The sequence below is a fragment of the Chitinophaga varians genome, from assembly GCF_012641275.1.
Taxonomy (GTDB): domain Bacteria; phylum Bacteroidota; class Bacteroidia; order Chitinophagales; family Chitinophagaceae; genus Chitinophaga; species Chitinophaga varians_A.
The window spans coordinates 523,035-541,510 of record NZ_JABAIA010000004.1 but is presented as its reverse complement, the minus strand read 5'-3'; the positions used below and the strand labels follow the sequence as shown (position 1 = coordinate 541,510).

Annotated in this window: 15 protein-coding genes; 5 read left to right on the top strand and 10 right to left on the bottom strand. The window is 50.6% G+C overall.

Annotated features, from left to right (window positions below; all coding sequences use genetic code 11):
* Positions 1-26 precede the first annotated feature (26 nt).
* Positions 27-1,004, bottom strand: a complete 978-nt coding sequence (locus HGH92_RS31540) for a hypothetical protein (RefSeq protein ID WP_168874833.1) — start codon at positions 1,002-1,004, stop codon at positions 27-29.
* Between the two features lie 198 nt (positions 1,005-1,202).
* On the opposite strand from HGH92_RS31540, the gene HGH92_RS31535 reads away from it, so the two are divergent.
* Positions 1,203-1,982, top strand: coding sequence for a class I SAM-dependent methyltransferase (locus HGH92_RS31535; RefSeq protein ID WP_168874832.1), 780 nt, complete (start codon positions 1,203-1,205; stop codon positions 1,980-1,982).
* A 2-nt stretch (positions 1,983-1,984) separates the two neighbouring features.
* Here the strand turns inward: HGH92_RS31535 and HGH92_RS31530 are convergent, their stop codons facing one another.
* The 4 genes from HGH92_RS31530 to HGH92_RS31515 all read right to left on the bottom strand — a co-directional run bounded on the left by HGH92_RS31530 (position 1,985) and on the right by HGH92_RS31515 (position 8,963).
* On the bottom strand, positions 1,985-4,435 hold the full coding sequence (locus HGH92_RS31530; protein ID WP_168874831.1) for an ABC transporter permease: 2,451 nt from the start codon (positions 4,433-4,435) through the stop codon (positions 1,985-1,987).
* A gap of 151 nt (positions 4,436-4,586) precedes the next feature.
* Positions 4,587-6,020, bottom strand: a complete 1,434-nt coding sequence (locus tag HGH92_RS31525) for a S41 family peptidase (RefSeq protein WP_168874830.1) — start codon at positions 6,018-6,020, stop codon at positions 4,587-4,589.
* 120 nt (positions 6,021-6,140) lie between these two features.
* Positions 6,141-8,114 (bottom strand): M1 family metallopeptidase, encoded by a 1,974-nt coding sequence (locus HGH92_RS31520; protein WP_168874829.1) that lies wholly within the window; start codon positions 8,112-8,114, stop codon positions 6,141-6,143.
* Between the two features lie 51 nt (positions 8,115-8,165).
* Positions 8,166-8,963: an AraC family transcriptional regulator gene (locus tag HGH92_RS31515; RefSeq protein ID WP_168874828.1), complete on the bottom strand. Its 798-nt coding sequence runs from the start codon at positions 8,961-8,963 to the stop codon at positions 8,166-8,168.
* Positions 8,964-9,081: 118 nt separating this feature from the next.
* Between HGH92_RS31515 and HGH92_RS31510 the strand changes: the two genes are divergently transcribed.
* Positions 9,082-10,116, top strand: a complete 1,035-nt coding sequence (locus tag HGH92_RS31510; protein ID WP_168874827.1) for a S66 peptidase family protein — start codon at positions 9,082-9,084, stop codon at positions 10,114-10,116.
* Positions 10,117-10,155: 39 nt separating this feature from the next.
* Here HGH92_RS31510 and HGH92_RS31505 read toward each other — a convergent pair whose 3' ends face one another.
* The 5 genes from HGH92_RS31505 to HGH92_RS31485 all read right to left on the bottom strand — a co-directional run bounded on the left by HGH92_RS31505 (position 10,156) and on the right by HGH92_RS31485 (position 14,732).
* Positions 10,156-10,851 (bottom strand): LytR/AlgR family response regulator transcription factor, encoded by a 696-nt coding sequence (locus HGH92_RS31505; protein WP_168874826.1) that lies wholly within the window; start codon positions 10,849-10,851, stop codon positions 10,156-10,158.
* Positions 10,841-11,947, bottom strand: a complete 1,107-nt coding sequence (locus tag HGH92_RS31500) for a sensor histidine kinase (RefSeq protein ID WP_168874825.1) — start codon at positions 11,945-11,947, stop codon at positions 10,841-10,843. Before HGH92_RS31500 ends, HGH92_RS31505 begins: the two co-directional genes overlap by 11 nt.
* Positions 11,948-11,956: 9 nt before the next feature.
* Entirely contained in the window at positions 11,957-12,988 is a 1,032-nt protein-coding gene (locus tag HGH92_RS31495; protein ID WP_168874824.1) for a S41 family peptidase, read from the bottom strand.
* An 89-nt stretch (positions 12,989-13,077) separates the two neighbouring features.
* Positions 13,078-13,989, bottom strand: a complete 912-nt coding sequence (locus HGH92_RS31490) for a helix-turn-helix domain-containing protein (RefSeq protein WP_168874823.1) — start codon at positions 13,987-13,989, stop codon at positions 13,078-13,080.
* 20 nt (positions 13,990-14,009) lie between these two features.
* On the bottom strand, positions 14,010-14,732 hold the full coding sequence (locus tag HGH92_RS31485) for an SDR family oxidoreductase (protein WP_168874822.1): 723 nt from the start codon (positions 14,730-14,732) through the stop codon (positions 14,010-14,012).
* A gap of 220 nt (positions 14,733-14,952) precedes the next feature.
* Between HGH92_RS31485 and HGH92_RS31480 the strand changes: the two genes are divergently transcribed.
* From HGH92_RS31480 to HGH92_RS31470, 3 genes are all read left to right on the top strand, one after another.
* The gene (locus tag HGH92_RS31480) at positions 14,953-15,795 is read left to right on the top strand and encodes a chromate resistance protein ChrB domain-containing protein (RefSeq protein ID WP_168874821.1); all 843 of its coding nucleotides are present in this window, start codon (positions 14,953-14,955) and stop codon (positions 15,793-15,795) included.
* Positions 15,796-15,878: 83 nt separating this feature from the next.
* The gene (locus HGH92_RS31475) at positions 15,879-17,051 is read left to right on the top strand and encodes a chromate transporter (RefSeq protein ID WP_168874820.1); all 1,173 of its coding nucleotides are present in this window, start codon (positions 15,879-15,881) and stop codon (positions 17,049-17,051) included.
* Between the two features lie 36 nt (positions 17,052-17,087).
* Positions 17,088-18,467 carry a TolC family protein gene (locus HGH92_RS31470; RefSeq protein ID WP_168874819.1) on the top strand — a complete coding sequence of 460 codons (1,380 nt, stop codon included), beginning with the start codon at positions 17,088-17,090 and terminating at the stop codon, positions 18,465-18,467.
* Positions 18,468-18,476 lie beyond the last annotated feature (9 nt).

Below are 18,476 nucleotides of genomic sequence, written 5' to 3'. Positions count from 1 at the left end.
AAAGGCCCCTGCCGGGAGCCTTTCCTTTAAAATAGTTCTTCGGGGACGCGTTGCTTAAAAAGTGCAAAAGTATCCGTGAGTGTTTGCAGGAAAACCTTACACTGAGTTTCATCCAGCCAGAGGCTCCGTTCCAGCGCATCTACGTCATCCATCGTGCCGTTGTCATACAGCTCCTGTCGTTGCTCCGCTTTACCGGCCACTTTAATATACAGGGTTTTAATATAGATGTTTATTTTCTTATCGCCGGGCAGCGTGATCGTACTGCTGCGTGCGATCTTAAACAAAAAAGAGACCAGCTCCGGATCATCAACCACCTGCGTGTCCCAGATGTGGTTTTTCAGATATCTCCCGGTAAAATCCACCAACGCAGCATGATCTACGCTCAGGGGCTCACGGTAGACATCTTCCGGTAATACCAGGTAACGGTTGTCAAACAACCATTTCACCAGCAACGGGTAAGCCTGTTTGATCGTGTTCAGCTGACTCGTCTGGTTAAAATCGTACCGGGAAAAGATTTCACGGTCTTCTTTCAAACGCAGTTCCATATCGGTAATCCGGGACTTGTCCTGCGACAGCCACAACACTACTTCTGCCACATCGCTCACGGGCTTTCTCAAAATATTCTTCCCGTTTTTCTCCAGAGAAAAAAAAGCGAGACAATCTTCGTAAGTGGCAAGGGGATGGATAAACCCTTCCCAGAAGACGGCCGGTTTAGGGTCCGGCGTTTTCTTCCGGTCTTCACTGTACAATACCACTGAGCTCAGATGGCTTTCAAAATTGTAGTCATCTTTTTTAGGGCTCACCGGCGGATAGAAGCGGTCATTGGTAATATCGAACTTAAAGGTAAAGGAAAGGTTTTGCTGCTTGTCTTTAAAACCTTTGCTGCCCTGGTTGGCATTCACGGTCTTAGGTGGCTTGCCTAATCCGTAGGTTTCAAACAACTGGCTGATGGCGGGGTCTGTGCTTTTTGCTCCCATCAGACTGATAAGGTCATGGACTGTCATAAAAAGGCTTTTAATTTTCTGGCCTTCGCAAAGATATATCAAACACCGGGCTGTGCAAAAATGATTGGCGACTTGCGTAATAAGTCTTCCTGAATCACCGGTAAAAACCCACCGTTCACCGACCCTGCGCTGCGTCCTGCGTATATGCCCTTTCCTGCAAAGCCTTTATGGTGTTGCTTTGCAGACAAAATAAACAGCATGAACATCCGCGAACTGGCACCTATGCTTATTAATCCATATAACCATCAGTCGTTACACGCAGTTGAAGATCAGTACCTGGAAGATGTGTCCGGCAACCGGATTCCTGTTGTCAATGGTGTCCCGGATTTCCTGGCGCTTGAAAAGATTGGTGGCATGAACAAAAAGTATCAGCGCCTGTATGACAGCATCAGCCCTTTTAATGATATCGCAGAGAAGGTGATGTCTTACTTTATGGACCTGGACAAACTTCGCCGTGAATGGATGGCCGATGTGGAAGTAAAACCGGGTTATAAGGTACTGGAGACTTCTGTGGGCACCGGCTGGAACATCAGGGTGTTACCGGATTTCGCGGAATACTACGGACTGGATATTTCCGGTGGTATGTTACGGCAGGCAGTCCGCAATATGGAAAAGTGGCGCCGGCACATACAGCTTTTCAGGGGCAATGCCGAATATCTCCCCTTCAGAGACCATACTTTCGACACTGTATTTCATGTAGGCGGCATCAATTTTTTCGACAACCGTGTGCGGGCCATCCGGGAGATGATCCGTGTAGCCAGGCCCGGCAGCCGCATTGTCATCATCGATGAAACAGCCGTCCATATTCAGAAACGGTACCGCAAAATCCCTTTCGTGAAAGGCTATTTCAACAACGGCGCAACGGATGAAATGCGTGCGTTGGCACCGGTAGAACTGGTGCCGGGCAATATGCGGGAGCTGGAAGTGAAGCTATTGGAACATGGCAGGATGTACCAGCTGAGCTTCAGGACGGTATAACGTTATACCGTCCGCAACGATTTTATGGGATTGGACAAAGCCGCTTTCACTGCCTGGAAGCTGACCGTGAATACGGCTATCAGCACGGCTATCACGCCGGACAGGGCAAACATCCACCATTCAATTTTTATGCTGTAGGCAAAGCCGCGCAACCAGCGGTCCATCCCCCACCAGGCAATAGGTGTGGCAATGACGAAGGCGATCGTTACCAGTTTTACGAAATCTGACATCAGCAATTGTACAATGCCGGTCACGGTGGCGCCCAGTACTTTCCGGATGCCTATTTCCTTGGTGCGCTGGAAAGCTACCAGTACGGCCAGTCCGAACAAACCAAGGCAGCTGATCACAATGGCCACTCCCGTGGCGAGGTTCACCAGCCTGGAATCGGCACGGTCCTGTTTATACAGTGCCTCAAGGGTTTGATCATAAAACTGCCCTTTCCATTCTTCGTCGGGGTACATGGCATGCCATTTCTTTTCAATCATTTTCAGCGTGGCCTGCCACTGCGCCGGGTCATTGCCGGCCAGCCGGATATTGAGGCCGTTGGAGACGTCCTTCAGGGCCATCAGCGCCACCGGGTCTATGGAAGCATGGAAATCACGCACGTGAAAATCCTTCACCACGCCCACAATGGGAAACTGCGTCTGGGACACCTGCCCAATCATTTTCCCGATGGCTTCCTGCGGAGAAGCAAAACCGAAGGCTTTCACAGCCGTTTCATTGATCACAAATTCATTGGTGGTGTCGGACGGACTGATATTACGGCCAGCCAACAGTTGCATGTTGTAGGTACGTATATACGCTGTGTCGATGAATTTTTTAAAGATCTGCCGACGTACCGGGTCCTGTTTTTTACCATTAAAATATTCGTACATGCTCGAATTGTAACCGTTCGACAGCGGCGCCCGCGCTACCGATACCGCCGCGATGCCGGTTTCGTTTCTCAGCGCGTCGGCCAGCACATATTGTTTATTGCCATAAACGGGGCTCTTTGCCAGCTTCCAGGGTATATCCACGAGTATGACCGCATCTTTGCTGAAACCCAGTTCCTTCTTTAGGGTATAATTCATTTGCGCGCCCATGATCAGCGTACCGGCGATAAACACCTGCGCAATAACAAACTGAAATACGATGAGCACCTTGCGAAGGGCCAGCCGGCGGTTGCTACCGGTATTCAGCACGCCCTGCCCCTGGATGATACCGGCGGGTTGTACGCGGGTCATCAGCCATGCCGGATAACTGCCTGCCAGCAGGGTGATGCCGGTCAGCAAGACAGCCAGGAACAACACAAAATCCCATCCTGCCGTATAATTCAACATACCCTCCGGAATGATATCTCCCAGAAAACGATAAGCGACGGTAGTAAGCGGGAAAGCCACTACTATGGCCAGCAGCACAATCAAAAATGTTTCACCCATGATGATACGCATCAGCTGGCGGTTACTGCTGCCCAATACTTTTCTGACACCGATGCTCAGCGACCGTTGGGGCAACTGCGCGGTGGTCAGGTTCACAAAATTGATACAGGCCACGATGACCAGCAGCACGCCCAATCCTATCAATCCCCGCATGACAGACCGGTTGGCCTTGTGCCCGTTTCCTTCAGAAATATACGTAGAGAAGTGAGAGTCTCCAAAAGGCATCAGCTTAAACCAGCGTTTAACGGTTGATGGTAAACTCCAGTGCTTCGTTTGTTCCGCCCATTTATCTGCCCCAATCCTGCTGATCTGCGTCATGATCCTGCCAGTGTCTGCACCCGTCGCCACCTGCAGATATACCTTGTCAGAGCCGCTGGTGTTGGTCCATTCCGCCAGCGGGTATTCCACCTGCTGCAACCTGAAAAATTCCTTTGCGGTAAACTCAGACGGATACCCGAGGTCTTTCACCACACCGGTCACCGTACGTGTTTTTTCCTTGTTATAGGTGATCACCCTTCCCAGCACCGCTTCCGGTGACGCCGCACCAAAATAGCTCCTGGCACGGCTTTCCGTGAGCACCACGCTCTCCGGCGTTTGCAGCGCCGTGGCCGGATTACCGGCCAGCCAGGTATAAGGCACCATCATAAAATACGATGAATCCGTAGCCACAATGTCCTGGGCATTTTCCACCAACACAGGCCGCTGTCGCACGTCTTTCGTTTCCACGGTGTTCACCCATTGTCCGAAAACAGGCACTACGCGCTTCAGTCCCGGCACCTGCTCCCGCATCGCCTGGTACATAGGCTTGGAAACACCGCCGTTGTAATCTCCTTTTTCATCAAATATCAATCCTGTCACCAGCCGGTAGGTATTGGCCCGGTCGGGCAACTGGCTGTCAAAGCTGTACTCATAACTCACAATACGGTAAATCACCCAGCAGGCACTCACGCTGATGGCTATACCAGCGATATTCAGAAAAGAAAAAAGCCGTTGACGCCACAGCCGACGGAACATGGATTTGACAGATAGGTTCATAAAAAAGTATTGTCACACCGGACCGGTGTGACAATGTTGCACAACATTTTCATGCCGTGTTTATAATACAATAAAATTCAATACATTATTTATTTAAAACATCTATCAAATGTCCGGATGTGTACAGACAGTGTCCGTATTCGTACAGGCGTTACTGTTCGATCACACGCAATACATAGTTGAGCCATTCCGCATCAGGAATGCTTTTGTCGATATAATAATCCGGCATAATGCCTTTCCCGTCAATAGCCAGGTCAGGTATACGCAGGCTTTTGGAAAGAGAGTATCCCAGCTTGAATTGTTTATCAGGCGATTCCACCACGTAGGTATTGGAGATATCGAGCACGCCGAACGTTGTGATACCAAATAGCTTGACCTTCTTGCTTTGTCGGGCCGCCAGCAGGAACTCTTCAGCTGTGCTGCCGTTTTTATCATTGATGATGATCGCTACATTTTTCGGGTAAGGGAAAATGGTGTCCAGTTTTTCTATGTTAACGGTTTTTCCCTTATTCAGGTTAACGAACTTGCCTGGATTGTCCTTCAGTGTTTGTATGGCTTCCGTTAATTCCTTCCTTTCAGCATCTGAGATACCAGGCGTAGCCAGGAACCCTTCCATCCTGCTGTTGTTCAGCGGGGTGGACAAAAACGTGGTATTAATGGTACGAATAGGATTGGTATAGAGCAACGGGATGATCCCGTAATAGCTGACATCTGATCCGCCGCCGTTGTTCCTGATATCGATGACCAGGTTTTCAGTACGTTTCAGCAATGCGTCGTTGAGTTTCAGCAAACTGTCGATATCATGTTTGGCGTAGTCTTCGAAAGTGGGTATGCGGAACAGGATGGTCTTATCAGACAACTGCTGCATAAAAGGCACGCTGGTAGTCATTTCCTTCGCAAACAGAACGGCAGCATTATCATCTCCGGAAAACACGGGGTACTCGCGCTTTAAGAACACTGTTCCCAGTTGCAGCGTATTTTTTCCGATCATTATCGCCTTATCAAACTTATTGGCAGAGAAATCACCCATATAAAAAACGCCGGCGCTGTCGGCAGCGATGTTCAGCTTTACATAACCGGGCTTCCATGCCGGATTGCCGGAGGCTAGTATAACGCCTTTGTAACCCTTGTCTTTTTTGATGATGCCTATTTTATAGGAAGAGGTTGTCCAGATGCCTTCCAGTAAAGGAGTTGAAGCGTTGGGGATTCCCTGTTTCACCTGGTCTTCTGAAAGCGCCAGCATTTCAGGAGCGCCGGTGGCGGCCTTCGCGGCCGGGGCTGCGTCGTTTACCGGAATAATGGCATGATGCCCTTTGCGGAAGAACAACAACCATTCCCGCATAGCGGCGGTACACTGCTCCTTGTCTGTCGCCTTTTTTATTTTTGCCAGGATGTCTTTGTTGTGCTGTTGGTAGGCGGCCATTCCCTTTTGTTGAAGGGCGTACTCAAAGCCGGCGTCATTTTTTTCGAAGGTTTCTTTTACCCATTTGAAATTAGCTTCGCAATGACAATCTTTTTGGGCCTGGAGGAAGATCGGGCTAAGCAGTAAAAGCAGGATAAACGATGAAAGTTTGTTGACAATCATAGGTAACAACGGTTTGATTTTGGTATCTCCAAATGTATATTTTTCGGAGGAATAACCGTTAATAATTCTATGACCGGTGAAACGGCAGGCATCCGTGTAAGCCGGATGCCTGCCGTCGCTTTATTTTCTGAGCAGTTTCACTTTTGAGTCCATGCCATCAGCCTTCTGATTGGCGGCATCTGCGGTGACAGCGTTATTGCAGGCCCATTCCAGCAGGGCGGTATCCTGTTTGGCTGCCGCCAGTTGCGCCATACGGTAATAGGTATACGCTAACAGTTCCCTGTTACGGCTAACACTTTGCAACGCGTGCTGGTACCAGCCTATCGCCTCTTCTGTTTTGTTCTGTGCGGCGGCAATACGGCCCATCTGGTAGTACAGCGAAAACTCCACGCCATACTGATCATCAGGGATACCTGCCTGTATATAGGATTTCGCCAGCGCCAGCGCTTCATTGGGCTTTTGTTGTATCCGCAGGTTCAGCACTTTCACCACTTTCGACTGTGCCTGTGCAATGGGCGTCAGCGCTTCGTCCCAGTGCAATACCTTAAAGTAGGGATCTACCTGCACTGTCGCCACCGGGCCGTTCACGGGCAATTGCAGCTGACTGGCCCTGTCCTTTATGGTGATATGCTGCAGGGAAGTGGCGCCATTGCGATAGGTAACCAGCACTTCCAGGGGTAACCGGTAAATACTGTCCTGCTGGGTGATGCTGAGCTGAAGGGTATTGCCCTGTTGCTGCCAGGTGCTTTGCCATGCAGGCGCGCCGGTGCGGTCAAACCATTGCTGATAAAACCAGTCGAGGCTGCTGCCGTGCGCTTTGGACACTTCCTGTAAGAAGTCGCTCCAGGTAAGGCCGTCGTGACTGTACTTTTCACCGATGGTTTGCAGTGCCTTATGAAATACTGGTTTGCCTACTACTGTCGCCAGCAGTTCCAGCGCCAGAAAGCCTTTACTGTCGCCAAGGATATGGCCGTTGTTACTGCTGAGCGTAGCCAGGGGTTCATCATTGCCGGCAGCGGCGTTTTTAAGGTATCCCACTCCGCTCTGATCGGACAAATAGCCGGGATATCCTGTCTTCCGGTAGTTGATGGCCCTTGCGCTGTCAAAATGCTCCACCACCTGCAACGAGCCGTATTGCGCCATGGCTTCGGAGAGCATTTCAGCGCCGGTGCTTCCCCGGGTGAGTATTTTGTTGCCCCACCACTGGTGCCCTATCTCATGACCGAAAAGCGCATAGTTAAATTCCCGTAATGCGCCGGTAGGCATCACTACGCCGCCGAAGATACTGGCGCCGCCGATGCCGGTTTTTTCGGCCACGGCTTCCGGGAATTCGATGATAGAGAAATTAGGGATTAGCAACGGCCCGAATTCGGAAGTCAGGAAATCAAGTACCGATGCGGCCTTCCGGGAGATGTCATTTCCATTGATCGCTTTACTGAGACAGTAGGTGTAAAACGGCATCTTGCCCTGATAGTCCTGCCGGGTATAATTTCCGATATAAAGGGAGAAGATGTCGGGCTGGGCATAGTGGAACTCGTAAGTGTTGGTACCGGCTCCTTTTGTGGCCTTGATGGTGCATGCGGCCATAACGGCCATCAGCGGCTCGGGAAGGGTCACCCGCAGGGTGCCGGTGCCGCGGAGGTAGTCATCTGTTCCGTCGGCTGCCCGGGCCATCACTTGGGGGTACCACGCGGAACCGTATCCGCCGGCCATACAAAAACTGCTGTCGAGGTAGTACTGAAAAGCGGGGGCGTCTCCCCGTTCGTAGGCATAGGTAAAATGTAAGCGGGACCCCACCGGTTGCGGACGTTGAAAACGCCAGTGGTAAAGCACATCGCCGGAACTGCTAAGACTGGTGTCTACCGTGGCGGCGATGCCCCCCTGTAGTTGCAGTTTGGCAGGGCCTCTCCCCTTACTGATCATTATTTTAACAGAATCAGTGGTAGCGGCGGTAGTTTCAAAAGAGAGATCTCCCTGTACGGCAAAGGTCTTTTTCACCAGGTCGGCCTGTACCTGCAAGTGGTAATCCGGTTTCTGCTGGGCGACCAGCCACACCGGTGAAAGTAAATATAAAAGGGCGATAAGTCGGCGCATACTTTTTTTTCACAAAGTAACACCTGCATACACACAAAAAATAGTATCAGATTAACTATTCAGCTGACGCCGGAATTGATGTGGCGTGCAGCGGTAGAATGCCCGGAACACTCTTATCAGATGGGAAGTATCGGAGAATCCGGCGGAAAAGGCAATATCCGTTACCGGCAGGCGGGTGGTAAAAAGCAGTTCCATCGCCCTTTGCACCCGCATCTTCAGCTGGTAGCCTCCCACGGTCATGCCTTCTTTTTCCTTAAAAGCCCTCGCCAGGTAAATGGGATGTACGAACACCCTGCCGGCGATGGACTGAATGGTATGATGCGTATCGAATTCGTTTTGCAGGATTTCCTTTGCCTGTATGAACCAGGGCAGGCGGCTGGCTATTTTCACGTCCGTCACCTCCGACAGCCAGTTGACGATATGCTCCTCCGGCAGGCAGTTGGCGGGCTCTTTCAAAAAGGCGTACAGCAGTTGGTACAAGTCACTGAAAGCACCGGGTTTGTAAATGATCAGCTGCTGCGGAAGGGAACCCTTCAACGTCAGCGCTTCTATCCCTGATTGTTTGAATTCTATGTTCAGGCAGCGTCCGGGTAGCTCCAGGAAACGGTTGGCATGCGTGTAGCCGGCCGGACGGAACAGCAATTGCCCGGGGCTCACCTGATCGTCTGTACGACGGTTCATTTCATGATAACCACCGTTGACGAGCAGGCTCAGATACGCATTTTCGTGGTAGTGCGCACCAATATGCGTATCCGGCTGGTAAGCCGTGATGTTCAGCCTGAAGAAAGCATTTTCGTTGAACTGCTGCTCCTTGCCAAAATAATGCCCGGGTGAAAGAATGATACTCATAAAAACCGTCAGTAAATATACGATTTATCACAGGAAGATAACCATCAGGCCTTCGGCCCGATGATCAAAAAAGGTATACCTTGCAGGGAGCAATGATTTAATAACCCAATGACGAAATATGAACCTAATTAAACCTTCCCGGCTGGCCGCGGGCGATAAAGTCGCCACTATTTCCCTCTCCTGGGGCGGAGCGGGAGAATTGCCACACCGGTACCGGAAAGGCAAAGAGCAGTTACAACAACAGTTTGGCCTTGAAGTCACCGAAACAAAAAACGCCCTGAAGCCTGCGCAATGGCTGTACGAAAATCCGCAGGCAAGGGCGGAAGACCTGATGGAGGCCTTCGCCGACAAATCGGTGAAAGCGATCATTTCCAATATAGGCGGTGAAGAGAGTGCGCGGATATTGAAGTATGTGGATATAAATATTATCCGGAACAATCCTAAAATATTCCTGGGCTTCTCTGATACCACCACCACACACCTGCTCTGCCTGAAAGCGGGTCTCACCTCCTTCTATGGCACCTCCCTGCTGACAGGCTTCGCGGAAAACGGCGGCATGCACCGTTACCAGATAGAAGACATCAACAATACTTTCTTTACAGCACCGCCGGTGCGCCGGATCATGCCCAATACCGAAGGATGGACATCTGAAAGGCTCGAATGGTTCGACCCCTCCCTACAGGATGTCAAAAGAAAGCTGGAACCCAATACCGGATGGAAGTTCCTGCAAGGCAGCGGAACAGTGCAGGGCAGGCTCATTGGCGGATGCATAGACGTACTGGAGTTTCTCAAAGGCACGCCCTACTGGCCGGAAGATAGTTATTGGCAAGACAGCATCCTGTTCTTTGAAACATCAGAAGAAACGGCACGGCCAGAACTGATACGCTACTGGATGAGGAACTATGCCCTGCTGGGCATTCTCCGCAAAGCAAAAGCTATCCTGTGGGGACGGCCGTATGATAATCAATACGCTGCGGAATATGAAACAGAGATACTGAAAGTGTTGAAGGAAGAAGGCCTGACGGACATGGTGGTAGTTACCCAAATGGACTTCGGCCATACCTGCCCTGCGTTTACACTTCCCTATGGCGTGCTGGCAGAAGTCAACTGCACGGAGAAAACGTTTACACTGCTGGAAGCCGGTGTTCAGTAATAGCAATAAATAACAAAACGTATGAAGGATGAGTAACCGCTAGTTAATCAGCCGACTATTGATCAGCCGTAGTACTTCCTCCTTGTACGTAGGACCAACAGGGACCAGTTGCCCGCCGGACAACACGATGGCGCCGCCTTTCAGGCCTGTAATATGTTTTATCGCCACAATGCTGGACTTCTGTACCCGGCAGAAATCCCGGGCCGGCAGGCGGGCTTCCAGGTCTTTCAGGTTCAGCAGTGTCATCGTTTTCGTATGCCCATGCCAGATAGTAACATAATTTTTTGCGCCTTCTATCTGGATGATATCTGCGATGTTGATTTTCTCCAGACACCCTTTCACGCCGGTTTTCACAAAAAAATGATCTTCTTCCGCGTGGACGTTTTGTTCCCTGTACTTATTGACCGCCTGTAAAAAACGTTCGTACCGGACAGGCTTCACCAGGTAGTCCACCACGTTCAGGTTAAAGGCTTCTACCGCGTAGTGGGTATACGCTGTAACAAAAACGATGGCCGTCTTCCCTTTCTGCTGACCGGCAACTTCCAGTCCGTTCAGCAGCGGCATTTCTATATCACAAAAAATGAGGTCAACCTGCTGCTGCATACAGTAGCGCACCGCCTCTCCGCTGTCTGAAAAAGCAGCCAGTAAATCCAGCGACGGCGTCATGTTGATATAATATTTCAGCACGTCTATCGCAGCAGGTTCATCGTCGATCACAACAACTTTAATGGCCATTACGCAGTGTTAGTTTAATAAAATAAGTGTCTGCCGTATCGTGTATCAGCAGCTCGTGGTGATGGCCATAGGCCATCCGGAGCCGTTCTTTCATATTGTGTATACCTACTTTGGTTGAAGGAACGGCCATGTTATGGGCCTTTTTCTGATTCTCACAGCTGAATACCAGCTGCTCTTCTGTCACCTCCAGCAGGACGCGGATAGGCAGCCTGGCATCGCTGGCATCCGCATGTTTGACGGCGTTTTCCACCATAGTAATTAACACAAAGGGAATAATCCGCCTGCTTCCTATCACGCCGGTTTTCCCGAAGGTGGCATAAAACCCCACTCCAAAGCGCAGCTCATTCATCTTTAAAAACTTCCCGATATATTCCACTTCGTCTTTCAGCAACACCATCCCGTCCTTCGCCAGATCATGCGTATCAAAGGCATACCGCATAATTTCAGACAGCGTCAGAATACCTTCGGAGAGCTCTTTTGAATAAGGGAGCGACCGGGCATACAGATAGTTCAGCGAGTTAAACAGGAAGTGGGGATTCACCTGCGCCTTCAACAGTTCGTATTCCGCTTCCCGCTTGTCCAGTTCCAGTTGTTTATTTCTTTTGTTGATATCGTTGGAAATGGCCACTTTGACGATGACCACCGTTAACACAGTAATGATCGTCACTCCCAGCAACACGTCCGATGTAAGCGCCAGCGGGTCTGTAATAAAAACCTTGAAGGTATCCGGGTAAAAAAAATAATTGATCCCCTGGTCTATCATCAGGTACAGTGCAAACAACAACCCACCGGCAACCAGGAACACGGGCAGCCGGGCTTTGCGGGCCGACAGGTTATAAAACAGGTTGAAGACCAAAAAACAGAGCGATGACACCAGCACACAGGAAAGCAATTGCTGCAACAGGTATGTCCAGCTGGATATCCAACTGAGAAACCCGGCTCTTAACACCGGGTCTTTCAGATGACTATTGACATAATAGGTTTTGGCATTAATCACGATCAGCACTACCGCCAGCCAGCCGGCAATTTTCCAGTACGAAATTCTGGGGTGTTTGATGATCTCTTTTAAAAGTCGGGCAATGGCTATCCCTGGCATACTCGTTTTTTATTTACCTGTCGTGAACCACCTGATGGCAGCCTGCACACTTTTATCGTTGTCCAGGTGCTCAAAATCGGCCCCGTCAGGGACTACTACATCAGGAGCCACGTCCACCATGTACCTCCGGCCGGCTTTGTCTTCAGCCCAGGCGGTTGACAGGCTTAAAGTAACATCTTTTCTTATAAAAATGGTTTCATTTCCGGAAATCTGTCCCCTGGTGGGGCTTCCAAAGAAGCGGGCACGGTGGCTGCCCTTCAGTGCGATGGCCGCATGTTCACCGGCGCTGGTGGTATAACCGCTGATCAGCACCGCTACTTTCACTGCTTTTTTCAATGGGCAGGTCTTTTTCAGTTTTATGATCTGCAGGGTGTCATAAAACAGGTTGCCATCTTTTAAACGCATCTCTTCCCGGTCATTATTTTTTTTGGCAAAGGCGAAACAAAGGCCGTTATCCAATACAGGAGACAAACCGCCGATGAGCGCCGGTGAGCTGCCGCCGCCATTCAGCCGCAGGTCAATGATGAGGCCTTTAAGGGATTTGGTTTGCAGCACACACAGGGAATCTGATATACCTTGCGCAATGGCCGACATTTTTTCAATCGCCGCCTGCATGTCTTCCGTTGGTTTTATACCGGCAGCCGGTATGCTGATATAACCATACCCGCCAGGCAGCATGGCCGTACGTAAACGGCTATATCCTTTGTTGGCGGCATCCCGCATTTCAGGGGTGATTTTACTGTCCACAAATGCCCACGCGTCGGGATTGCCATTTACCTTGTCTTTCCAGGACATGCTGCTGTGCATGTCTTTCAGGGCCTGCATCAGCGGACCGAAGGCCTCCAGCACCGCCGCCACGCTGTCTGCTTTTGTGACGTCCATTTTTTGATAGACAAAAGGCGTTAAAGAATCCCAGTTAACCTGCTGCGCATAGACGGACTTCGTTTTCACCAGGGTAAAAACAGTATCAAACAAGGTTTTCTGCGCGTACAGGGAGGTAGCGCTCATGGATAACAGTACACAAAAAAACAATTTTCTCATCCGGTGTTTTTTTTAGGCGCTAAACTATTCAGCGCCGTGCCTTCCGGCAATTTATTTACACCAAATGAAGGATTCGCGGTACCAAAAGCTTACCCCAGCGACTGCCTGAATGCCAGTGGAGAAAGGTTGGTCTTCGCCTTAAAAAGTTTACTGAAAGACTGGGAGTGCTCAAAGCCCAGCTCATAGGCAATTTCACTGACGGTCAACGTTGTGCCGATCAGTTTCTCTTTTGCTTTTTCAATGAGTTTTTCATGGATATGTTGTTGGGTGTTTAATCCGGTGGTGACCTTCAACAGCGAACTGAGATAGTCGGCAGACAGGTTCAGCTGCGCGGCCAGGTAGTTGACGGTAGGCAGGCCTTCTTTGTGCGTATTTTCAAAATAGTCCTCCAGCAGGGTTTCCAGCTTTTCCAGCACCTGGTGGTTGGCCACCTCCCGCGTAATGAACTGCCGTTGATAGAAACGTTCCGCATAACTGAGCAGCACCTCTATCTGGGAGGTAATGATCTGCTGGCTGAATTTATCGATGCTGGTCTGATACTCCCGCTGGATATTCTGTACAATGCCGGTCATCACGGCTTCTTCCTTCTCGGAAAGAAACAGTGCCTCCCGGACAGAATAACTAAAGTATTTGTATTTTTTAATGTTTTGTGCCAGTGGCAGGTTTCTGAAAAAATCCGGGTGGATGAGCAGCATCCATCCGGATTTCCCCGGCGCGTCCTGTTTTATTTCTATCCTGAACACCTGTCCCGGCGCTATGAAAAACATGGTGCCCTCATCAAAATCATATTGCAGTTGCCCGTAGTTAAATTTGGCGTCAAACCCTCTTTTCAGCGCTATAAAGTAGAAGTCATATACCCAGCTGATATCGTTGATCCCCGGGGGGAGTTTGACATCATTATAATCCACCAGGCTTACCAGCGGATGTTCCGGGGGCGGCAAGCCACGGGTGCGGTGATAATCGCTGACAGACCTTAACCGTTGAATATTGTTGTTTGTCATGAGCCAAAATTTAGCGGCGGTCACCAGGACACTTCTCCGCTGTCGTTAAAGAATTTGCCGGTCGCTGTTCTGTCTGCGGACATTGCCAGCTCCACGATGGGTTTCGCCCCTTCCGCCGCCGTTTTAAAGCCCTGGAATCCGTTCAGATCGGTAGCGGTGTAGCCGGGCGTAACGCTGTTGACCGTAAAGCGCTCGTCCCGCAGTTCGTTGGCCAGCATCACCGTAAAAGCGTTTACGGCTGTTTTGGTAGCGCCGTATGCGGAATAGAGCGTCCAGTTAGCGCGTCTGTCGGAAGCGGTATTCATCGTCAAAGACCCAACCTCGCTGGATACATTGATGATGGATGGTGCAGCAGACTGCTTCAACAAGGGTAACATGATCTGGGTGGTCTGTACCATGCCAAAGAAATTCGTCTCAAACAGGTCCCGCAGGTTTTGCATACTGTCGCCGGCCAGCTGCTGGGGCTGCGCTCCTGCGATGCCGGCGTTGTTGATCAGCACGTCCAATGAGCCGGTCTGCCGGCTGATGGCATCCTTTGCCTGGCTGATGGAATCCGCGTCCGTCACGTCCAGCTGAACAGCTGCCACATTGGACAGGCCGGCGGCTGTCAGCGCTTCAACAGCTTTTTGTCCATTTCCCAGGTCCCTGCTGCCGATATATACAAAACACCCCTGTTGTGCCAGCTGCCTGGCTGTTTCCAGTCCGATGCCCTTGTTGGCGCCGGTAATCAAAACGGTCTTCATATTACACTATAAAATTAAAAAATCCGATGGAACTATTTCCTTTTGCAAATATCCGAAGGCCTGTAGGCAGGCATGTAGCCTAATCCTGTTAGTTTGTAGTCAAATACCGGGGACAGGTGAAATACCGTCAGCCTGGCCTATGTTACGTGTTCCCTGATATTTTCCGCAGGATTTACCGAAACCGCATTAAATTACAGGCCTGTGTAAATCATCAGCACATATGAAGTGGATCACCCGTGAGCGCCCTAAGATTGACCGGATTGCCAGTCCATGGCTCATAAAGAGATTTGTGGACGCTACGGCGGAGTTTATGTATGTGCCCTTTGACCAGGTAATTCCTTTGGCGGAAGCGGAAGGCGCCATCCCTTTTGACGTAGTGGGTGTGGAGTATACGCATTACGAAGACCAGTGTACATTTGATTACATTATCAAAAAACATGGCATCGATGACCCTGCAGTGCTGATCATGGCGCCTATTGTCCGTGGCGCGGACACCGACCGTCACGATTTTGCCGCCCAGGCTTCCGGCCTGTGGGCCATATCTGCCGGGCTGGCCTACAACGAATCTGATGATCAGGCTTTGCTCGAAAAAGGGATGATGCTATATGACGCTCTTTACAGCTGGGCCAAATACCTCCAACACGTTAAGCACACCCAGCAGCCGTTTGAGCAACAACTGATGGATATTTTCAACAAATATCTCCAACAGGAAAAAGACAGCAGGAAGGTGCCAGGGTGGGCCAAAGAACTAAAAGAGATCATCCAGGACCAGATAGACACCAACCTCAACCTCAGCCTGAAAGGCTTGTCAGAAACACTCCAGGTACATCCGGCATACTTATCGCGGGAGTTTTCCAAGTATTTTGATGATCTGTCATTTGGTGACTATATCCGTAAACTGCGGATCGATAAGGCAGTCCAATTGTTGAGCACTACCAGCCATTCCCTGACTGAAATAGCTTATCTCACCGGGTTTTCAGACCAGAGCCATTTTACCCGGGTCTTCAGGAAGTTTACCGGTAAAAGCCCATCTGTCTACAAAAAGGGGCTGACAAAAAAGTAAAAAACAGGCCAAAGCTTATTATTCGTTCTATTTTTTGGATATCCATAGTATGAACTTGCAGGTGTAAACCAACATCTCCAAAAATGGACAACAGCAAATCAACCATACCATACAGCCTGCGGGACCTCGTCATTTATTTTTTAAAACTGGGCACCTGGGGCTTCGGCGGCCCGGTAGCGCTGGCGGGGTACATGCACCGTGACCTCGTTGAAAACAAACAATGGATCAGTGAAGAGGACTACAAAGAAGGACTGACACTGGCCCAACTGGCTCCCGGCCCGTTGGCCGCCCAGCTGGGTATATACATGGGATATGTTCATTACCGGTTGCTGGGCGCCACGCTGGCCGGCCTGGCATTTGTGCTCCCTTCCTTCCTGATGGTAGTGGTCCTTGGGTTCATCTATGTCCACTGGCAGGGCATCCCCTGGATGCAGGCCGTTTTTTATGGTGTAGGCGCTGCCGTTATCGGCATCATTGGTGTGAGCGCATGGAAACTGACCCGTAAATCTGTGGGAGGTAACAAGTTATTGATTGTTATTTACATCACTGCAGCAGCTTACACGGTATGGCAGGAAAACGAAAACATCTGGTTGTTCCTCGGTTCCGGAGTGTTCTACTGGCTGTTAAAAGCCCCTCCCACCCGGTTAACCTTCCCCCGGAAAGGAACGGTGATGACTAAATTACTGGCCCCTGCCACCTTACTGAATATCACTAATAGCACTTCCGGGAAAACACTTTGGCAAATACTTTTGTATTTTACCAAGGCGGGGGCTTTTGTGTTTGGCAGCGGGCTCGCTATTGTGCCTTTCCTCTATGGCGGCGTTGTAAAGGAATATGGCTGGCTGAATGAGCAGCAGTTCGTAGATGCCGTAGCAGTGGCGATGATTACGCCCGGCCCGGTGGTGATCACCGTAGGGTTTATCGGGTATCTTACCGCCGGCCTTTCGGGTGCGGGCGTGGCCGCCTTCGGGACTTTTTTCCCCTGTTACCTTTTCACCGTGCTGCCTGCCCCCTATTTCAGGAAGTATGGCAAACACCCCGGGATCAGGGCTTTTGTGGACGGTGTGACAGCTGCCGCTATCGGCGCTATTACAGGCGCCGTCATTGTGTTGGCGAAACGATCGCTCGTTGACGGCTATACGATAGCCATTGCTGTACTAACAGCATTTATCCTGTGGCGGTCCAAAAAAATACCGGAACCGGTCATCATCGTTGCGGCTGCCGGTATCGGTCTGCTGGTGAAAACGATTTCTTAATATAAATACAGATCGTTATATAAATATATTTGATGAATGAATGCTTCCTATAGAAAGATCGTCTCCCTGAGCAGTATCGTGTTATTCACCCTTCATGCCTATGCGCAACCCAAACCGCTACACATAAAGGACATGCTTTCCCTGGTACAGTCCGCACAGCCGCAGATGAAGGCATATGCGGCACAGGCGCAGAGCACTCAGTATGGTGTCGGTCTTGCGAAGAACACCCTGCTGCCGGACATCAACATCGGCTATCAGGCAGGATATGCCACCTACAACAATGTCACCGGGATGAGTTATCCGGGATTGATACTCCCTATCAGCGGGCCTCCTGTTGCCGGCAATATCTATGATCCTGTGCCAGGTACCGCCGCGGGCGCGATACTGAAGTGGAACCCGCTCACTTTCGGTCAACGTAGTGCCGCAGTCGAAAAAGCCAGTGCCCAGTACAAGCTGGCCAACAGCACCTATAACGATGCGCTGTTCCGTCAGCAGTACGCAGCCGTAGCCACCTACCTGGACGCCGTGTACCTGCAAAAACTCATACAAACCTACCAGGCTAATATCGACAGGACCAAAGCAGGACTGGAACAATCGCTGGTGTTTACGCGGCAGGGACTACGCCCGGGAATAGACACCACACAGTTCCAGGCAGCCCTGGCGCAGGCCACCACGGACCTGCTGATCGTGCAGCGCCAATACTATGCGCAGATCACAGAACTCACCCGGCTGACGGGACTGCCCGACGCGCCAACAAACATATTGCTGGCAGACACCTCACTGCTCAGCCAACTGCCGCTGATAGCCGACACCACTGCTGGTCCGGCAGGAAATCCTGTTTACCAGTATTACCAGATGAGAAAGGAAGTAACAGCATCCGCTCTGAAAGAAGTGGAACGTATATGGCGACCTAAGCTGGACCTGTGGGCCAATGCCTATGCAAGAGGCTCCGGCGTAAAAGCCGATGGCACCATCGATAAAGCGGACGGCTGGTCGCTTTCCCATAAGAACTACGGCGCAGGCATTCAGCTCAGTTTCCCTATCCTTCAGTTTTCTGAAGTCCACCTGAAAAAGAAACAATACCAGGCTATGGTTAAAGCCGACGAGGCGCAGCTGGACCAGGTGGCGTTAAACCTGCAAAAGCAGAAAGAAGCGGCCCGGTACAACTATAGTCAGAACATGCTGATCACGAAACAGGCAGTAGTGCAGTCGCAGGCCGCCCGTTTTGCTTTTGACGGCCTGCAACTCAGTTACAACAGCGGTCTGATCGACTTCACACGGCTGATACAAGGTCAGTACGACCTGCTGAAGGCGGAAACCGGAGAAGCCGCCGCCTTCCTGCAGGCATGGCGCTCCCTGTTGGACATCGCCGTAGCAAACGGCCAGCTGACAACCTTTACAGACAATCTGAAATAAAGCTATAAG